The organism is Pseudomonas hefeiensis (assembly GCF_030687835.1).
Lineage (GTDB): Bacteria > Pseudomonadota > Gammaproteobacteria > Pseudomonadales > Pseudomonadaceae > Aquipseudomonas > Aquipseudomonas hefeiensis.
Window position 1 is genome coordinate 2,772,223 of the sequence record NZ_CP117449.1, and the last position, 14,037, is coordinate 2,786,259.

Annotated in this window: 14 protein-coding genes; 9 read left to right on the forward strand and 5 right to left on the reverse strand. The window is 60.0% G+C overall.

What is annotated here, in order from left to right; translation table 11 throughout:
- The first annotated feature begins 104 nt into the window (after nucleotides 1-104).
- From PSH57_RS12220 to PSH57_RS12230, 3 genes are all read left to right on the forward strand, one after another.
- Complete coding sequence (locus PSH57_RS12220; protein ID WP_305389744.1) at nucleotides 105-1,037, forward strand: LysR family transcriptional regulator; 933 nt, start codon at nucleotides 105-107, stop codon at nucleotides 1,035-1,037.
- 102 nt (nucleotides 1,038-1,139) lie between these two features.
- Complete coding sequence (locus PSH57_RS12225) at nucleotides 1,140-2,381, forward strand: thiolase family protein (protein WP_305389745.1); 1,242 nt, start codon at nucleotides 1,140-1,142, stop codon at nucleotides 2,379-2,381.
- Nucleotides 2,382-2,437: 56 nt separating this feature from the next.
- Nucleotides 2,438-4,192, forward strand: a complete 1,755-nt coding sequence (locus PSH57_RS12230; RefSeq protein WP_305389746.1) for an acyl-CoA dehydrogenase — start codon at nucleotides 2,438-2,440, stop codon at nucleotides 4,190-4,192.
- 40 nt (nucleotides 4,193-4,232) lie between these two features.
- Here PSH57_RS12230 and PSH57_RS29150 read toward each other — a convergent pair whose 3' ends face one another.
- The 4 genes from PSH57_RS29150 to PSH57_RS12245 are packed head-to-tail and all read right to left on the reverse strand — an operon-like array spanning nucleotide 4,233 to nucleotide 7,098.
- Nucleotides 4,233-4,634 (reverse strand): sensor histidine kinase, encoded by a 402-nt coding sequence (locus tag PSH57_RS29150; protein ID WP_340368598.1) that lies wholly within the window; start codon nucleotides 4,632-4,634, stop codon nucleotides 4,233-4,235.
- Nucleotides 4,597-5,628, reverse strand: a complete 1,032-nt coding sequence (locus PSH57_RS12235) for a histidine kinase dimerization/phospho-acceptor domain-containing protein (RefSeq protein WP_340368599.1) — start codon at nucleotides 5,626-5,628, stop codon at nucleotides 4,597-4,599. The genes PSH57_RS29150 and PSH57_RS12235 overlap by 38 nt, the downstream gene beginning before the upstream one ends.
- A complete protein-coding gene (locus PSH57_RS12240) occupies nucleotides 5,597-6,283 on the reverse strand; it encodes a response regulator transcription factor (protein WP_305389748.1) in 687 nt (228 codons plus the stop codon). Before PSH57_RS12240 ends, PSH57_RS12235 begins: the two co-directional genes overlap by 32 nt.
- On the reverse strand, nucleotides 6,283-7,098 hold the full coding sequence (locus PSH57_RS12245; RefSeq protein ID WP_305389750.1) for a MipA/OmpV family protein: 816 nt from the start codon (nucleotides 7,096-7,098) through the stop codon (nucleotides 6,283-6,285). The genes PSH57_RS12240 and PSH57_RS12245 overlap by 1 nt, the downstream gene beginning before the upstream one ends.
- Before the next feature lie 332 nt (nucleotides 7,099-7,430).
- Here PSH57_RS12245 and PSH57_RS12250 point away from each other — a divergent pair, with 332 nt between their 5' ends.
- From PSH57_RS12250 to PSH57_RS12270, 5 genes are all read left to right on the forward strand, one after another.
- Nucleotides 7,431-8,135, forward strand: a complete 705-nt coding sequence (locus tag PSH57_RS12250; RefSeq protein ID WP_305389751.1) for a heavy metal response regulator transcription factor — start codon at nucleotides 7,431-7,433, stop codon at nucleotides 8,133-8,135.
- A gap of 32 nt (nucleotides 8,136-8,167) precedes the next feature.
- Nucleotides 8,168-9,508, forward strand: coding sequence for a heavy metal sensor histidine kinase (locus PSH57_RS12255; RefSeq protein WP_305416619.1), 1,341 nt, complete (start codon nucleotides 8,168-8,170; stop codon nucleotides 9,506-9,508).
- 133 nt (nucleotides 9,509-9,641) lie between these two features.
- Entirely contained in the window at nucleotides 9,642-9,902 is a 261-nt protein-coding gene (locus PSH57_RS12260) for a DUF2790 domain-containing protein (RefSeq protein ID WP_305389754.1), read from the forward strand.
- A 44-nt stretch (nucleotides 9,903-9,946) separates the two neighbouring features.
- Nucleotides 9,947-11,002, forward strand: coding sequence for an oxidoreductase (locus tag PSH57_RS12265; protein WP_305389755.1), 1,056 nt, complete (start codon nucleotides 9,947-9,949; stop codon nucleotides 11,000-11,002).
- A gap of 67 nt (nucleotides 11,003-11,069) precedes the next feature.
- Nucleotides 11,070-12,389 carry an NTP/NDP exchange transporter gene (locus PSH57_RS12270; RefSeq protein ID WP_305389756.1) on the forward strand — a complete coding sequence of 440 codons (1,320 nt, stop codon included), beginning with the start codon at nucleotides 11,070-11,072 and terminating at the stop codon, nucleotides 12,387-12,389.
- Nucleotides 12,390-12,396: 7 nt separating this feature from the next.
- Here PSH57_RS12270 and PSH57_RS12275 read toward each other — a convergent pair whose 3' ends face one another.
- Nucleotides 12,397-12,891 carry a DoxX family protein gene (locus PSH57_RS12275; RefSeq protein ID WP_305389757.1) on the reverse strand — a complete coding sequence of 165 codons (495 nt, stop codon included), beginning with the start codon at nucleotides 12,889-12,891 and terminating at the stop codon, nucleotides 12,397-12,399.
- Between the two features lie 232 nt (nucleotides 12,892-13,123).
- Between PSH57_RS12275 and PSH57_RS12280 the strand changes: the two genes are divergently transcribed.
- Nucleotides 13,124-14,032 (forward strand): LysR family transcriptional regulator, encoded by a 909-nt coding sequence (locus PSH57_RS12280; RefSeq protein ID WP_305416621.1) that lies wholly within the window; start codon nucleotides 13,124-13,126, stop codon nucleotides 14,030-14,032.
- Nucleotides 14,033-14,037: the final 5 nt, after the last annotated feature.

A 14,037-nucleotide genomic window follows, 5' to 3' on the forward strand; every position in this document is an offset into this window, starting at 1 on the left:
TATTAGATGTCGATTCGGTTAATTACCTTAACGATCTTGTACCGAGTCTAGGCTTCGACCTAGAATCCGAAAACCTTATTTTACTTATAGATAAAATCCAAAATATGGATATCAAGGACGTCGATCTCAACCTGCTGAAAGTCTTCGATGCGCTGCGCAAAAAGCAAAGCGTGACCCTGGCCGGTGATCTCATGGGGCTCAGCCAGCCTGCCATGAGCTTCGCGTTGGCCAAGTTGCGCACGCTGTTCGATGACCCATTGTTCATTCGCACTTCACGTGGCATGCAGCCTACGGCCAGAGCCCTGCAGATCGCCGAGCCGGTGCAACGGATCCTGGAGATGGTCAGCAGTGAGGTGTTGCCATCCAGCGGTTTCGTTGCCGAACACTCCGAGCGCCAGTTGGTGCTGTGCATGTCGGATATCGGTGAGATGGTGTTCCTGCCCCGATTGATGCGAATGCTCGACAGTAAAGCGCCGCAATTGAGAATTCGTACCCTGGCGTTGTCCGCGGAGCAGTTGGAGGAGGGGCTGGATGCCGGCGAGGTGGACGCGGCAATCGGCTATTTTCCGCGCTTGCTCAATACCTCGATCCGGCATCGTGCGTTGTATCGCCATTCGTTTGTCTGCATCGTTCGTCGCGATCATCCGACCATCGGTGACAGCATGAGCGCCGAGCAATATCAGAGTGCATTGCATGTCGCGGTCCAGCCTGACGGGCGTGGAATGAGTGGGCTGGATCGTGAGCTGGCGAGCCGCGGCATCACCCGTCGAGTGCGTTTCAGCCTGCCACGGTTTATGGGCGTACCGTTTCTGGTGGCCGAGTCCGACATGATCGCCACTGTACCCTTGGCAGTCGGACGCAGGTTTGCCGACATCACCGATGTGCGCCTGGTGCCGCTGCCATGGGATATTTGCGGATACGACATTCACCTTTACTGGCATACGCGTTTCCATCATGACCCGGCCAACCGCTGGTTGCGACAATCCTTCATTGAATTACTCGAGGATTTCTCTCCCGCTGACCAGATACAGGTTTAGTTAATTTAGATAATGGTTAATTGACATAACTAAAATGGCGGGTTAATTTTTTGTTCACCTTCAAGTGCGCAAAGAGAGAGCAAAAGCCATGGAACTCAGGGCGTGAGCAGTGCCGGGCAATATTGCGCCTTTGTCGATGTGGCAATTTTCGATGCGGTGCGCACCCCCTGGGTTGATCTTGGTGGGGCCCTGGCCCAGGTTTCGCCTATCGATCTTGGGATCAAGGTCGGTCGTGAGGTGCTGGCCCGGGCCGGCATCGATCCTCTGGCCGTAGACAGCGTGCTGGCCGGCTCCATGGCTCAAGCCAGCTTTGACGCCTATTTGTTGCCACGGCACATCGGGTTGTACAGCGGCGTGGCGCAAACGGTTCCTGCGCTGGGGGTGCAGCGCATCTGCGCCACCGGCTTTGAGCTGTTGCGCCAGTCTGCTGAACAGTTGCGCGATGGCGTTCAGTTAGCCTTATGCGTGGCCAGTGAATCGATGTCACGCAATCCGATTGCTGCTTACACACACCGGGACGGGTTTCGTCTCGGTGGCGGGGTGCAATTCAAGGATTTTCTCTGGGAAGCCCTGTACGACCCGGCCCCCGGGTTGGACATGATCGCCACCGCCGACAACCTGGCGCGACGCTATGATCTGTGTCGCGAGGCGGTGGACCGTTATGCCTGCGACAGTCATCAGCGAGCCTTGCAGGCACAGCGCGCAGGCGCCTGGTGTGAGGAGATCGTCCCCATCGATAACCAGGTGTTCGAACTGGAAGGCTATCAGCCAAGGGGCATCAAGCTGCCGCGTGGCACCGGTATCGTCACCGAGGACAGCCATCCGCGACCCACTGACTTCTCGGCTCTGTCGCGCCTGCGGGCGTTACATGTCGGTGGCGTACAAACCGCCGGTAACAGCTGCGCAGTCGTCGATGGCGCGGCGGCGGCCCTGGTAGGACGGGGCTCAGCCTGCACGCGTGTGCCCTTGGCTCGTTTGCTGGCCAGCGCGGTGGTCGGTGTGGCGCCTGAGTTCATGGGCATCGGCCCGGTACCAGCGATCCGCCTGTTGCTGCAACGCAGTGGATTGAGTCTTGATGACATTGGTCGTTTTGAGATCAACGAAGCCCAGGCGGCCCAGGTACTGGCGGTTGCGCAGGAGTTGGAGCTGGATCATTCCCGGCTCAACGTCCAGGGTGGCTCTTTGGCCGTCGGGCATCCACTGGCGGCTACCGGCTTGCGGTTGGTCATGACCCTGGCCAGGCAGTTGCGCCAGCACAATCTGCGCTACGGGATAGCCGCAGCATGTGTCGGCGGTGGCCAGGGCATGGGGTTGTTGATCGAGAATCCGACCTACCACCCCTGAGTTTATGCCCGCCTTGAGTGGTGGGTGGTCCGTTTTATACCCTGACGAGGTTACTTATGTGGAGCTACCAGGCGCCTCTGCGCGATATTCAATTTGTGTTTGAGCACTGGTTGCAGGCGCCCGCTACATGGCGTCGCTGTCAGGCGTTCGATGCGCTTGATCTGCCGCTGGCGATGCAGGTGCTGGAGGAGGCGGGGCGCTTCAGTCAGAACGTGCTGGCGCCGTTGAACAGCAGTGGCGATCGCCAGGGTTGCCGTTGGAAGGCAGGCCAGGTCAGTACCCCGGACGGTTTTGCCGGTGCCTATCAGGCTTACGTCGACGGTGGCTGGCCTGCGCTGGCTTGTGGCGAGGCGCTGGGTGGGCAGGGGTTGCCGCAATTGCTCGATGCCGCGCTGCAAGAGATGCTCTATGCCAGCAACCATGCCTGGGCCATGTACACCGGCATCGTCTACGGTGCATACCTGTGCCTCAAGAGCCATGGCGCACCTTGGCTGCAGGAACGGTATCTGCCCGAGATCGTCAGTGGCCAAACCCTGCCTACCATGTGTTTGACCGAGCCCCAGGCAGGCAGTGATGTCGGCCTGCTGCGCTGTCGCGCCGAGCCTGGCGAAGATGGCAGCTATCGCCTGCAGGGTAACAAGCTGTTTATCTCCGGCGGCGAGCACGACCTTACGGAAAATATCCTGCACCTGGTGTTGGCGCGCTTGCCAGATGCGCCGTCGGGCAGTCGTGGCATCTCACTGTTCCTGGTGCCCAAACGACTGGACGATGGCCAGGCCAACGGTGTGCGCTGCGACGGCCTGGAACACAAGATGGGTATCAAGGGAAGTGCCACTTGTTCCCTGGTTTTCGATGGCGCCAAAGGCTGGTTGATCGGCGAAGCCAATCAGGGCCTGGCGGCGATGTTCGTGATGATGAATTCGGCGCGCCTGCATGTCGGCCTGCAAGGCTTGGGGCATGCCGAGGCGGCGTGGCAGAACGCAAGGAAATATGCCGCCGAGCGGTTGCAGATGCGCGCACCGCTGAGACCCGAAGGGGTAGAGGCACAGGCTGCCGACCCGATTCATTATCATCCGGCCATGCGCCGGGTGTTACTGGAGTTGCGCACTGCCAGCCAAGGCATGCGAGCCATCGGCTATTGGGCCGCCCATTTGCTGGATCAGGCCGAGCATGCCGTGGAGCTACAGACCCGGGAGCATGCCAGTCAACTGGCGCAGCTGTTGACGCCGATCATCAAGGCGTTCTTTACCGAGCAGGGTTTCCGCCAAGCCAGCAGCTCCTTGCAAGTGTTCGGCGGTTACGGCTATGTCGCCGAGTTCGCCATTGAGCAGACCTTGCGCGACAGCCGCATTGCCATGATCTATGAGGGCAGCAACGAAATTCAGGCCAATGACCTGCTGCTGCGCAAGGTACTGGGCGACCATGGCCGGGCGTTTGGCTTGCTGCTGGCGCAGATGCGCGAAGAGGCGAGGCTGGGTGGCGAATGGGTTGAGTGTCAGGGGTTCGCCGCAGCCCTGGAAAGTCTTTGCAATACACTGGCTGCGGTGGTCGAGGACGTGGTCGAACGGACGCGGGAAGACAGCGAATACCCCTATCGAATAGCAGGGGATTTCCTTCAGTTGTGTGGCGTAACGCTGCTGGCCCTGTCCTGGGCGCGGGCAGCACGGGTCTCCAGGGCATTGCCTGAAACGGATCCCCTGCGTGCCGACAAGTTGCAAAGCGCGGGGTTCTTTTTCGACTACCTGCCGTCCAGGCTGGCACAGCATCTGGCTGCGATCGTGGATGCCCGGGCTGCCCTGGCGTTTCTCTGAGGGGCGAGCCCCGGCCGGGTGTGCGCACGAGCGTGGGTACTCAAAGCCGGGCAGGGTCATCCAACGGCTCCGGCCGAGACAACTCAAACAGCAGGCCCGGCTCCGCTCGTTTTGCAGACAGCGTCCAACCATGGGCCCGGGCAATTTCCTGGCAGATAGTCAGGCCAAGCCCCGCGCCGTGATCACGGCGATGCGGCCCCCGCCAGAAGCGAGTGAATAAGTGCGGCAATTGCTCGCGATCAACGCCGGGTCCCCAATCGCGCACCCTGAGTGCATTCACGCTGACGTGCAGCCTGACCTCAGTACTTCGGGGGGCATGTTGAATGGCATTTTCCAGCAGATTCTTGAGCAACGTGAAGAGCGCGCTCCGATCGGCCTGCCATTGGCCGCCGTCAGTAGTCTCGTCAACCAGAACGAGACGTACGTCGACGGCCTCGGCCATACGCTGCAGATAGCCGGAGGCTTCCCGGGGCGACATCGGCTATTTCCACCGTGGCCAAACTGTAGTTCTGCGCCTCACTGGCTTCGGTCAGGTGCAGCAGTTGATGAACTTGCCGGGTCATATGCGCCACGTCATTGAGCAGGGCGTTGCGCGCGTGACTGCCTTGCATCAGTTCGATTTGCGCGCGAATCAGCGCCAGCGGTGTTTTCAACTCGTGCGCTGCGGTTGCAAGAAACTCCTGCTGGACACGATAGCCTTGCTCCAGGCGCGCTAGCGCTTGATTGAAGCTGGTGACCAGCGGCTCGACCTCGGACGGCACGGTTTTTACCTGCAACCGGGAGTGCAGGGAGCGAGGGGAAATGGCAGCCGCTGACACCGACACTTCACGCAAGGGTTTGAGGGTGTAGCCTAGCGTGAAGTAAGCGCAGGCGCCGAAGACGAACAGCAGCACCAGGCTGAACAGCGCGATCCCGGCCCCCATGAATGGCCAGGCAAATCCCCCGTGGAGCAAATCCATTAGCCTTTCGCTGGCGGCAAATTGCAGATACCAGGTCTTGCCTTGATGCTCGACAGGCGCGGTGGCGGCGTACATGACGATGCCTTCACGCTCGAACTTGAATCTCGGCTGTTCCAATGGAGGGCTCGTTGCAACTGAAGACCAAAACGTCGCTTCGGTGGAGGTCAGGGCCACATTGCCCGTTGAATCCAGCACGCGGAGGCCGATTTCCCGCCCCAGACTGTCGAAGGTCCAGACTCGGTCACCCTCACTGCTGTCGAATCCGATGGGCCGGCCAGTGGCATCGAACTGGAGCTTGCTGGCCAGTTCATGGGTGCGTTCGGCGACGTCCGTGGTCAATAAAATATCGCTCTTTGACGTGACGAGTGCGAGCACCCCCAATGCAATCAGCAGGATGCTCAACCCCACGCCGACAATGTAGGCGAGCAGCACCTTGAAGCTGATGCTATTGCGCCACGTCCTCTTGACGAAGGGCATATCCGAGACCTCTGAGGTTGACAATTCGATGGCGGGAGCCGATGGCAAGCAGCTTGCGGCGGATCCGGTGAAGAGCCACATCCAGTGCGTTAGGCGTGACGGCTTCGCTCAAGCCCCAGCCTGCCGCCTCTATTGCGGTGCGACGGACGATTTCCCCTGGCTTGCGCAAAAGCAACAACATGATCTGCATTTCCGCCGGCGCGAGAGGGATGCTTTGACTGGCACAGCTCATGACGCCGATATCGGGTTGCAGGCTCAGGTCACCATGACTCGGCGCCAGTGGACGACAGTCCACGGGACGCCTTAGCAACGCCCGCACGCGCGCGACCATCTCATCCATGGCGAACGGCTTGGGCAGATAGTCATCTGCTCCGGCATCAAGGCCTGCGACACGGTCATGCAGCGCGTCGCGCGCCGTAAGGACCAGGCAGGGCATGCCAAGCCCGGCGTTGCGCAACCGCTGCAACAACACGAGCCCGTCGCCGTCCGGCAAGCCTCGATCAAGAATCAGCGCCTGGTACGGGACCCGCCCGATAGCCGCCCACGCGCCATCGATGCGATTGACTACGTCGACGGCGATGCCGGCGCTCGCCAGGCCTTTGCACACCAGATGCGCCAATCGTTCGTGGTCTTCGACCAACAGAATGCGACTCATCAGAAGCGGTACAGGTAGCCGAAGAGCACGCTGTTTTCGGTAGATCGGTCTACCAGCGGGCTGTCCTTGATCTCATCGGCGAGGCTCGTGGCCTTGAGGTCAAGGAATACGGAGTGATGGTCATCGAACATATAGTTTCCACGAACACCAAGTTCGGTATTGAGGCCGGATTTCCCATCATAGGCCGCTCGATCGATGCGAGCTTCACTTTCACGAACGCCAAAATAATAATCAACGTACTTCTGGTCCTGCCATATCGCCGCCATTCGTGGCGTGAGCGTGAGGTGCTCACCCCATTGCCAGGACCTCTCCAGACCCAGGGTGAAGCGCTGGCCCTTGCTATTGCCCGATACGTCCGCCAGCCACTGGGTGCTGACATCGGCCAGAGGGTTGCGCCACTGCACCTTGGCGCCCGCCCAGAAGCCACCTTTTCGGTCGCTCATGCCATCAAGGAACCGGGCATCGTCGTCGTCATAACCACTGAAGTCGTATTCACCGACGATGCTCAGATCCAGTTGCTGGGAGTCGTTGATCGTAAAACCCGGCAGCTTGATCTCGGCGGTAGGGCCAAATACTCGCACGTAGTCATTTTCAAAGTAGATCAGCGGTATGGCCTGGCTTTCACGGTCGACGCCCTTGTACGGTTGCTGGCTGCTGACCGCTCCCATGCCAAGGCCCCAGGATGAAGACGGCTCGGCGTTGGCGGACTCAGCGGCGAGGGCGGCCATGGATGAGCACAGACCGAGCACCAGGGCTTGGGTGGTGGCAGTCAACCGGGTCGCACTTGAAACGGTAGACAGGGGCGTGCAATGCATGGGGTTCTCCAGATCAATAGGATTAAATCGACCCTATCGTCGAAAAGTTCTTCTTACTGGATACTTACCCAACAACCGACATCGATCCCTTCCAGGTACAGAGTCGCGAAAAAATCGCTATCCGATAGTGGGCCCCGGTGCCCTGCAACCCTTTGAACATACCTGTAGGGCTATTCTGACAAGAATGTCAGGAAGCGGTCAGTTTGCGGACACCTTGATTGTCTAGACTGGCGGGTGGTACCTACAGGCTACCTTGCCAGTCGTGTGCAAAAATAACGCAAACCTGGGCCTCTGTTTGCCTGGTTGTCCCGCTTCTCGAGAGGAGTTACCTGATGCGCTTGCTCATCGTCGAGGACGAGGAAAAGACCTCCTCCTATGTGCACCGTGGCCTGAGTGAGCTCGGCTACATTGTTGATGTGGCGAGTAACGGCATCGATGGGCTGCACTACGCGCTGGAAATGGAATATGACGTCGTGATCCTTGATGTCATGTTACCGGGCAAGGACGGTTATGGCGTACTGGAGGGCTTGCGCCAGCAGAAGAAAACCCCGGTCATCATGTTGTCGGCCAGGGGGACGGTGGATGATCGCGTAAGGGGGCTGCGGGAGGGCGCTGATGACTACCTCGGCAAACCCTTTTCCTTTGCCGAACTGGTCGCGCGCGTCCAGGCATTGATCCGTCGTCGCACCGCGGACACGGCTGACCTGACCCATCTGCGCATCGACGACCTGGAGGTCGACCTGCAAGCGCGCAAGGTGACCAGGGCCGGGCTGCGGCTGGATCTGACGGCCAAGGAGTTCTGTCTGTTGAGCCTTCTGGCGCGGCACCAGGGAGAGATCCTTTCCAAACTGATGATTGCCGAGCAGGTCTGGGATATGAATTTCGACAGTGATGCCAACGTGGTCGAAGTTGCGATCAAGCGTGTGCGAGCTAAAGTGGATGCGCCTTATCCACGCAAGCTGCTGCATACCGTCCGTGGCATGGGCTATGTACTGGAAAGCCGTGAAGCCGATGGCAGACAAAATGGTACGTCATGATGAAAGGATCAATAGCCAAGCGGCTCGCCCTGATGTTTGCGTTTTCGGTCATGCTGATCACCGCGATCAGCGCGACGCTGCTGCGCTGTTCCTTGAAGACATCGCTCGAAGATCAGATGCAAAACGAGTTGATCCTGCGCCATTCCGTACTTGATCCGGTGCTCGCAAAATACGATTCGCCGGCGTTCTGGGTCGGCTTGCGTGAAAAGCTGGATGGCCTGACGCCCACGGATGAGCGGGTGCGTTATTGGGTCCTGGTTGACGACCCGGCCTACAGCTATGGCGGGGCGATGCCGGACGGCCAGGATTGGTCCAAGCGCCCGGATGGATTTTTCAGCATGGCGATACCCGACCGGCATCGTCCCATGGTGCTGCAAGTCAAGACCATCTCTGCCATGGGTAATCGCCCGGAGTTGCGCTTTATCGTGGGGCTCGATTCAACACCATTCATGAAGACCCTGGACCATTTCACCAAGACGCTGATCCTGACTTCGGCGCTGGGCGTCGTACTGGTCGCGCTGCTGGGTTACTGGATCGCGCGTTTCGGCCTGGGGCCGGTCAGGCGGCTGAGCCGTCAGGCCAACAGCCTGCCGCCGGGGGATTCGAAGCAGCGACTGGACACCGAGTCGCTGCCTGGCGAATTGCAGGAATTGGCGGTGTCGTTCAACGGCGCCCTGGCTCGTCAGGAGGCCGCCTGGTGCCAGCTCGAAGGGTTCAACGCCAATGTGGCCCATGAGTTGCGAACACCGCTGACCAATCTGATCGGGCAGACCCAGGTCGCGTTGGCGCACGGGCGTGATGTGGCTGAGCTTCAGGATCTGCTGCAATCGAATCTGGAAGAGCTTGAACGCATGGGCACCATCGTCAATGACATGCTGTTCCTGGCAGGTGCTGAAAGCGGGCAGCGCGCAACCGAGCTCAGCGATGTCTCGCTCTACGAGGAGGCGTCAAAGACGGTGGAGTACCTGGAGCCCGTCTTGCACGACAAACAGCTGCACGTGGTGATCAAAGGCGACATGCGCGTATGCATCGACCGACGCCTTTTTCACCGCTCTTTGGCCAATCTGCTGCAAAACGCGGCGCGATACGCGGTGCCGCAGAGCACCATCACTGTAAGTCTGGAAAGCCATGGCGTGCAGGCCAGGGTGAGCGTTTCCAATGCGGGCGAGCCCATTGACGACGTGCACCTGCAGCACTTGTTCGAGCGCTTCTATCGCGCCGATGTCGCCCGGGCGCGAAGCGACGCGCACCATGGCCTGGGCCTCTCCATTGTGCGCGCAGTAGCGTCCATGCACGGTGGCCGTGTGTTCGCCCACAGCAAAAATGGCTTCAATACCTTCGGCTTCTCCCTGACCAGCCAGGCAGCCCGCTAGTCGCCATCACCCGATGGCCGGCGTGGCTCGCCGGCGTTTGACATCTTCCTGTCAGTCAGCAGTCACCTTGACGTCAGGCTCCCCTCCCTAGAGTGCTACGACCATCCCGGTAAGGACAGTCGTGGAGTCCACTATGAACATTCGAAACGTGTCGATCGCCAGTCTTCTGGCATTCACCACTCTGAGCGGTTTGCCTCTGGTTGCCGAAGAGAAAGCGGATGTGCCTGCCTACGAATATGGCATGCCGCTGGACATCGCCAGGGTCATCCGCATTGAAGAACCGAAGTCGCGGGTGTGCGAGGTCGTGCGCGCAAAGATGACCTACGTGAATTCGCAAGGGGTCACCGAGCGCGTCAGCTTTCTGAAGCAGTCTGAGGTGTGCGTGCTCCAGTGACCGTTCGGCGGTACCGGTTCTTCATCCAAACAGAGAGCTCAACCATGCGCATCAGAATTGCAGCAACCGAAACTGGCCTTTCGAATACCTTGAGCCGACTGGTGAAACTGGCTCGAACACTGACCGTGGGTGCCTTGCTGCTAAGTGCGGTCAGTATCGATGCGTCCAGTCGCGCCGCGCCGAAACCGGACTGGTCGACCCGCGACATGCCTTCCCAGAAAGGTCGAATTGTCCTGATCACCGGCGGCACGAGCGGCATGGGGTACGAGGACGCACTGGCACTGGCACGGGCCGGTGCCGACGTCATCATTGCTGCGCGCAACCCGGAGCGTGGCGCGCAGGCCATCGCGCAAATCAAAAAGTCCGTACCCGACGCCAAGGTGCAGTTCGAGGCCGTGGATCTGGCCAATCTTTCATCGGTACGCAGCCTGGCCCTGCGTCTCAATCAGAGACTGCCGCGCCTGGATGTGTTGATCAACAATGCCGCCGTCATGGCGCCTCCTGAGCGGGGTACCTCCGCGGATGGCTTCGAGCTCCAGTTGGCGACCAACTACCTGGGACACTTCGCGCTGACCGGCCTGCTGGTGCCGTTGTTACGTCAAAGCCAGGACGCCCGCGTGGTGAGCCTTTCCAGCATCGCCGCGGCTCGCGGAGCCATGAACTTCAACGACCTGCAGGCCGAGCAGCAGTACCAGCCTTTGGCCGCCTACGCGCAGTCCAAACTGGCGATCCTGCACTGGACTTTTGCCTTGCAGCAGCGCAGCGAGGCCGCAGGCTGGAACATTCGCAGTATCGCTGCGCATCCAGGCGTCGCCGTCACGGAGTTGGTCGCGCGTGGTCCGGGGCTGAACAGCGAGTTCGGCCAGCGATGGGCCAAGGATCGCGACGAATACCATTCAGCTGCCCAGGGGGCGCTGCCCACGCTGTATGCCGCTACCGCGCCTGAGGCGGTTGGCGGTGCCTATTACGGCCCGACCGGCGATGAGGAAAAACGCGGCCCGTTGGGTTTCGCCAGGATGCCGCCGGCCGCCACCCATGAGGCGGATGCCGAACGGCTCTGGACCGTCTCCGAGCGACTGACTGGCGTCACCTACCGCTGATCAAACCTTGGGCACGGCAATCCGCTCCGTGCCCACTCTGGCCTGTTGCCGCCTTTCAGGAGTTTCCATGAGTGCGTCTTCCTACTTGCACCGGCTGAGCCTTGCCCTCAACGCCCGTGATGATGAGCTGCGTCCGGCGCTGTACGGGTTCTTGTTGTTTCTCTGCCTCTTCACCGGCTACTTCATGTTGCGCCCGATACGTGAATCGATGGGCATCGCGGCGGGCGTGGAGAACCTGCAATGGCTGTTCACCGCCACTTTCCTGGTAATGCTGGCGGCCGTTCCGTTGTTTGCCTGGGTCAGTTCCCGGGTCCCGCGCCTGCGCCTCGTCGACTGGGTGTACGGCTTCTTCGGGATCAACTTGCTGATGTTCGTTGAACTGTTCGAGTTTCAATCGGACAGCGTCTGGCTGGCCCGTACTTTTTACGTATGGATATCGGTTTATAACCTGTTCGTGGTGTCCGTGGCCTGGAGCCTGATGGCGGATGTATTCGACAGTGAACAGGCCAAGCGTCTGTTTGCCTTCATCGCTGCCGGCGCCAGCATCGGCGGCCTGCTGGGGCCGGCCCTGAGCGCGGCACTCATTGATACCGTCGGCGCATCGGGCTTGATGTTTCTGGCGGCCCTGTTGCTCGGTGTCACGTTTGTATTGAAGCGGGCGCTGATGAGATGGCGCGAAAAGGGCGGGGCTGGTCGGCCTGGTGCCACGCCGACGCAAAGCCCTGGGCAGCCACTGCAGGGCAATCCGTTCAGCGGTTTGACGGCGGTGCTCAAGTCACCCTACCTGCTAGGGATTGCCGGGTTCGTCGTGTTATTGGCGACGGTCACCACCTTTCTTTACTTCGAGCAGGCTCGCCTGGTGGCCGAACATTTCCCGAGTCGCGAGGCGCAGGTCCGGGTTTTCGGCACCATTGACTTCATCGTGCAGGCAGGCGCCCTCGTGTCTCAGTTGTTCATCACCGGGCGCATTGCGTCGAAGCTGGGGGTGCGGGCGTTACTGGCGATCGTGCCGCTGCTCATGTGCATCGGGTTCGTGGGCCTTGCGCTGGCCCCTGGTTTCGCGCTGCTTGCAGCATTGATGATCGTGCGACGAGTCGGTGAATACGCGTTCGTCCGACCGGGTAGGGAAATGCTCTTCGCCCCCTTGGATGCCGAGAGCAAGTACAAGGCCAAGAACTTCATTGACACCGTGGTTTATCGCGGTGGTGATGCGGTGAGCGGTTGGGCCAAGAGCCTGCTCGACATGCTGGGGCAGGGCACCGGCCTGGCGGCGCTGATTGGCGCTGGCTGCGCGCTGTTGTGGGCCTATCTGGGATGGCAACTGGGACAGCGTGCCGATAATCGGCAGCAGGCGCTGGGCGTGGGCGTCAGCGCCGTTGAAACATAACCAGGCGTCAGAATTCACGACCCCATAAGCGGTCCAGTGAGTGGCGACCGGCCCCCTTGAAGGCGATATAAGTGAAAAGAAAGCCCATCAGTACCGGGTATTCGATGCCACGGTCTATCCAGGGCCAGTTCGGGCCAAGGATGTAGGCGATCGACGCCATTTGTATTGCCATCGCCACCGCCAATGGTCGGGTGGCCAATCCTAGCGCCAGCAGCAACCCACCCAAACCTTCAAGCCAGGCGACGAACAGGCCCAATAGCTCGGGGAATGGTAGATGCAGCACGTTTTCGATCAAGTGAATCGAACCCGCCATGGGGTCCGCCATCGAGCCGTGTGAAGTTCCCAAGAGCTTGGGCAAGCCATGGGTCACCATGATGATTCCCAGGCATAACCTGAGCATTGCATAAGCGAGAGGCTCGCCCCATTGATAAAAAATACCCAGGGCCGGGATGACCAGCTTAGAGGGCTGTTCAGCATTGGGAGCATGAGAGGTTGGTTTCATCTGAATGATGTCCTGGGGTCGTTTTATTTAAAGGTTGATGAGGACAGTGTGGTGTCTTCCTGCCGATGGATAAATCGACGGAGCTGCAATGACAATTCACCTCCCATAAACAATCAGCGCACGCTGGACCTTGCGCTGTCGTGAAAGTGATACTGATTGCTTCGAAGGGATGGATTAGTCAGGCATCGCGGGTAAGACTGTTCATCCCTCACCAATAAAAGGGCGTCACCCGATGGACAAATTCGATGCCTTGCAACTGTTCATCCGCATCATCGAGCAAGGCAGTTTTACTCGTGCCGCCAATGGCCTGAACATCCCGCGAGCTACAGCCACGCTGGCCATCAAGGAACTGGAGCGGCAGCTCGGTGCACGTCTGCTCGAGCGTACAACCCGGCAGGTGCGGCCGACACTCGACGGCCAGGCCTTCTATGAGCGATGCAAGGCTGTGCTCGCAGATCTGGAGGACGCCGAGTCTTCACTCAGCACGGTCGTGGCGAATCCGCGCGGCACCTTGCGTCTGGATTTGCACGGGACCCATGCGACCCGGATCATCCTCCCGAACATCCAGGATTTTCATCGGCGCTACCCCGAAATCGACCTGGTTATCAGCAGCGGTGACCGGCTGGTGGACCTGGTGAGCGAAGGCGTCGATTGCGTGGTCCGTGCCGGTAATCCGCGTGATTCTTCGCTGGTGGCCAAGCGGCTGGCATTGATGCCTGAAGTCGTCTGTGCCAGCCCCGGCTATCTGGCCGAACACGGCACGCCGACGTCTCCACAGCAGCTTGCTGAACATCAGGCCGTGGGCTTCTTTGCCAGCAATCACGACATACGTTACCCCTTCACCTTTGTCATTGACGGCCAAGTGGTCGAGCTGGAGCCAGGGAGCTGGATTTCAGTGAATGATGCCGAGTCTTACTGCTGCTGTGCGTTGAACGGCTGCGGACTGATCCAGGTGCCGCGCTTTCGCGTGGAGCAATACCTGGCGTCAGGGGAGCTGGTCGAGGTTCTCGGTGAGTGGCCCAGTCCCGGACTCCCGGTTTCGGTGTTGTATCCCTATCACCGCCAGCTCTCCCCGCGACTCAAGGTGTTTGTCGAGTGGGTGGGCGCCCTGTATGTCGAACGGTTTGGACCGCTGACCTGATGTCA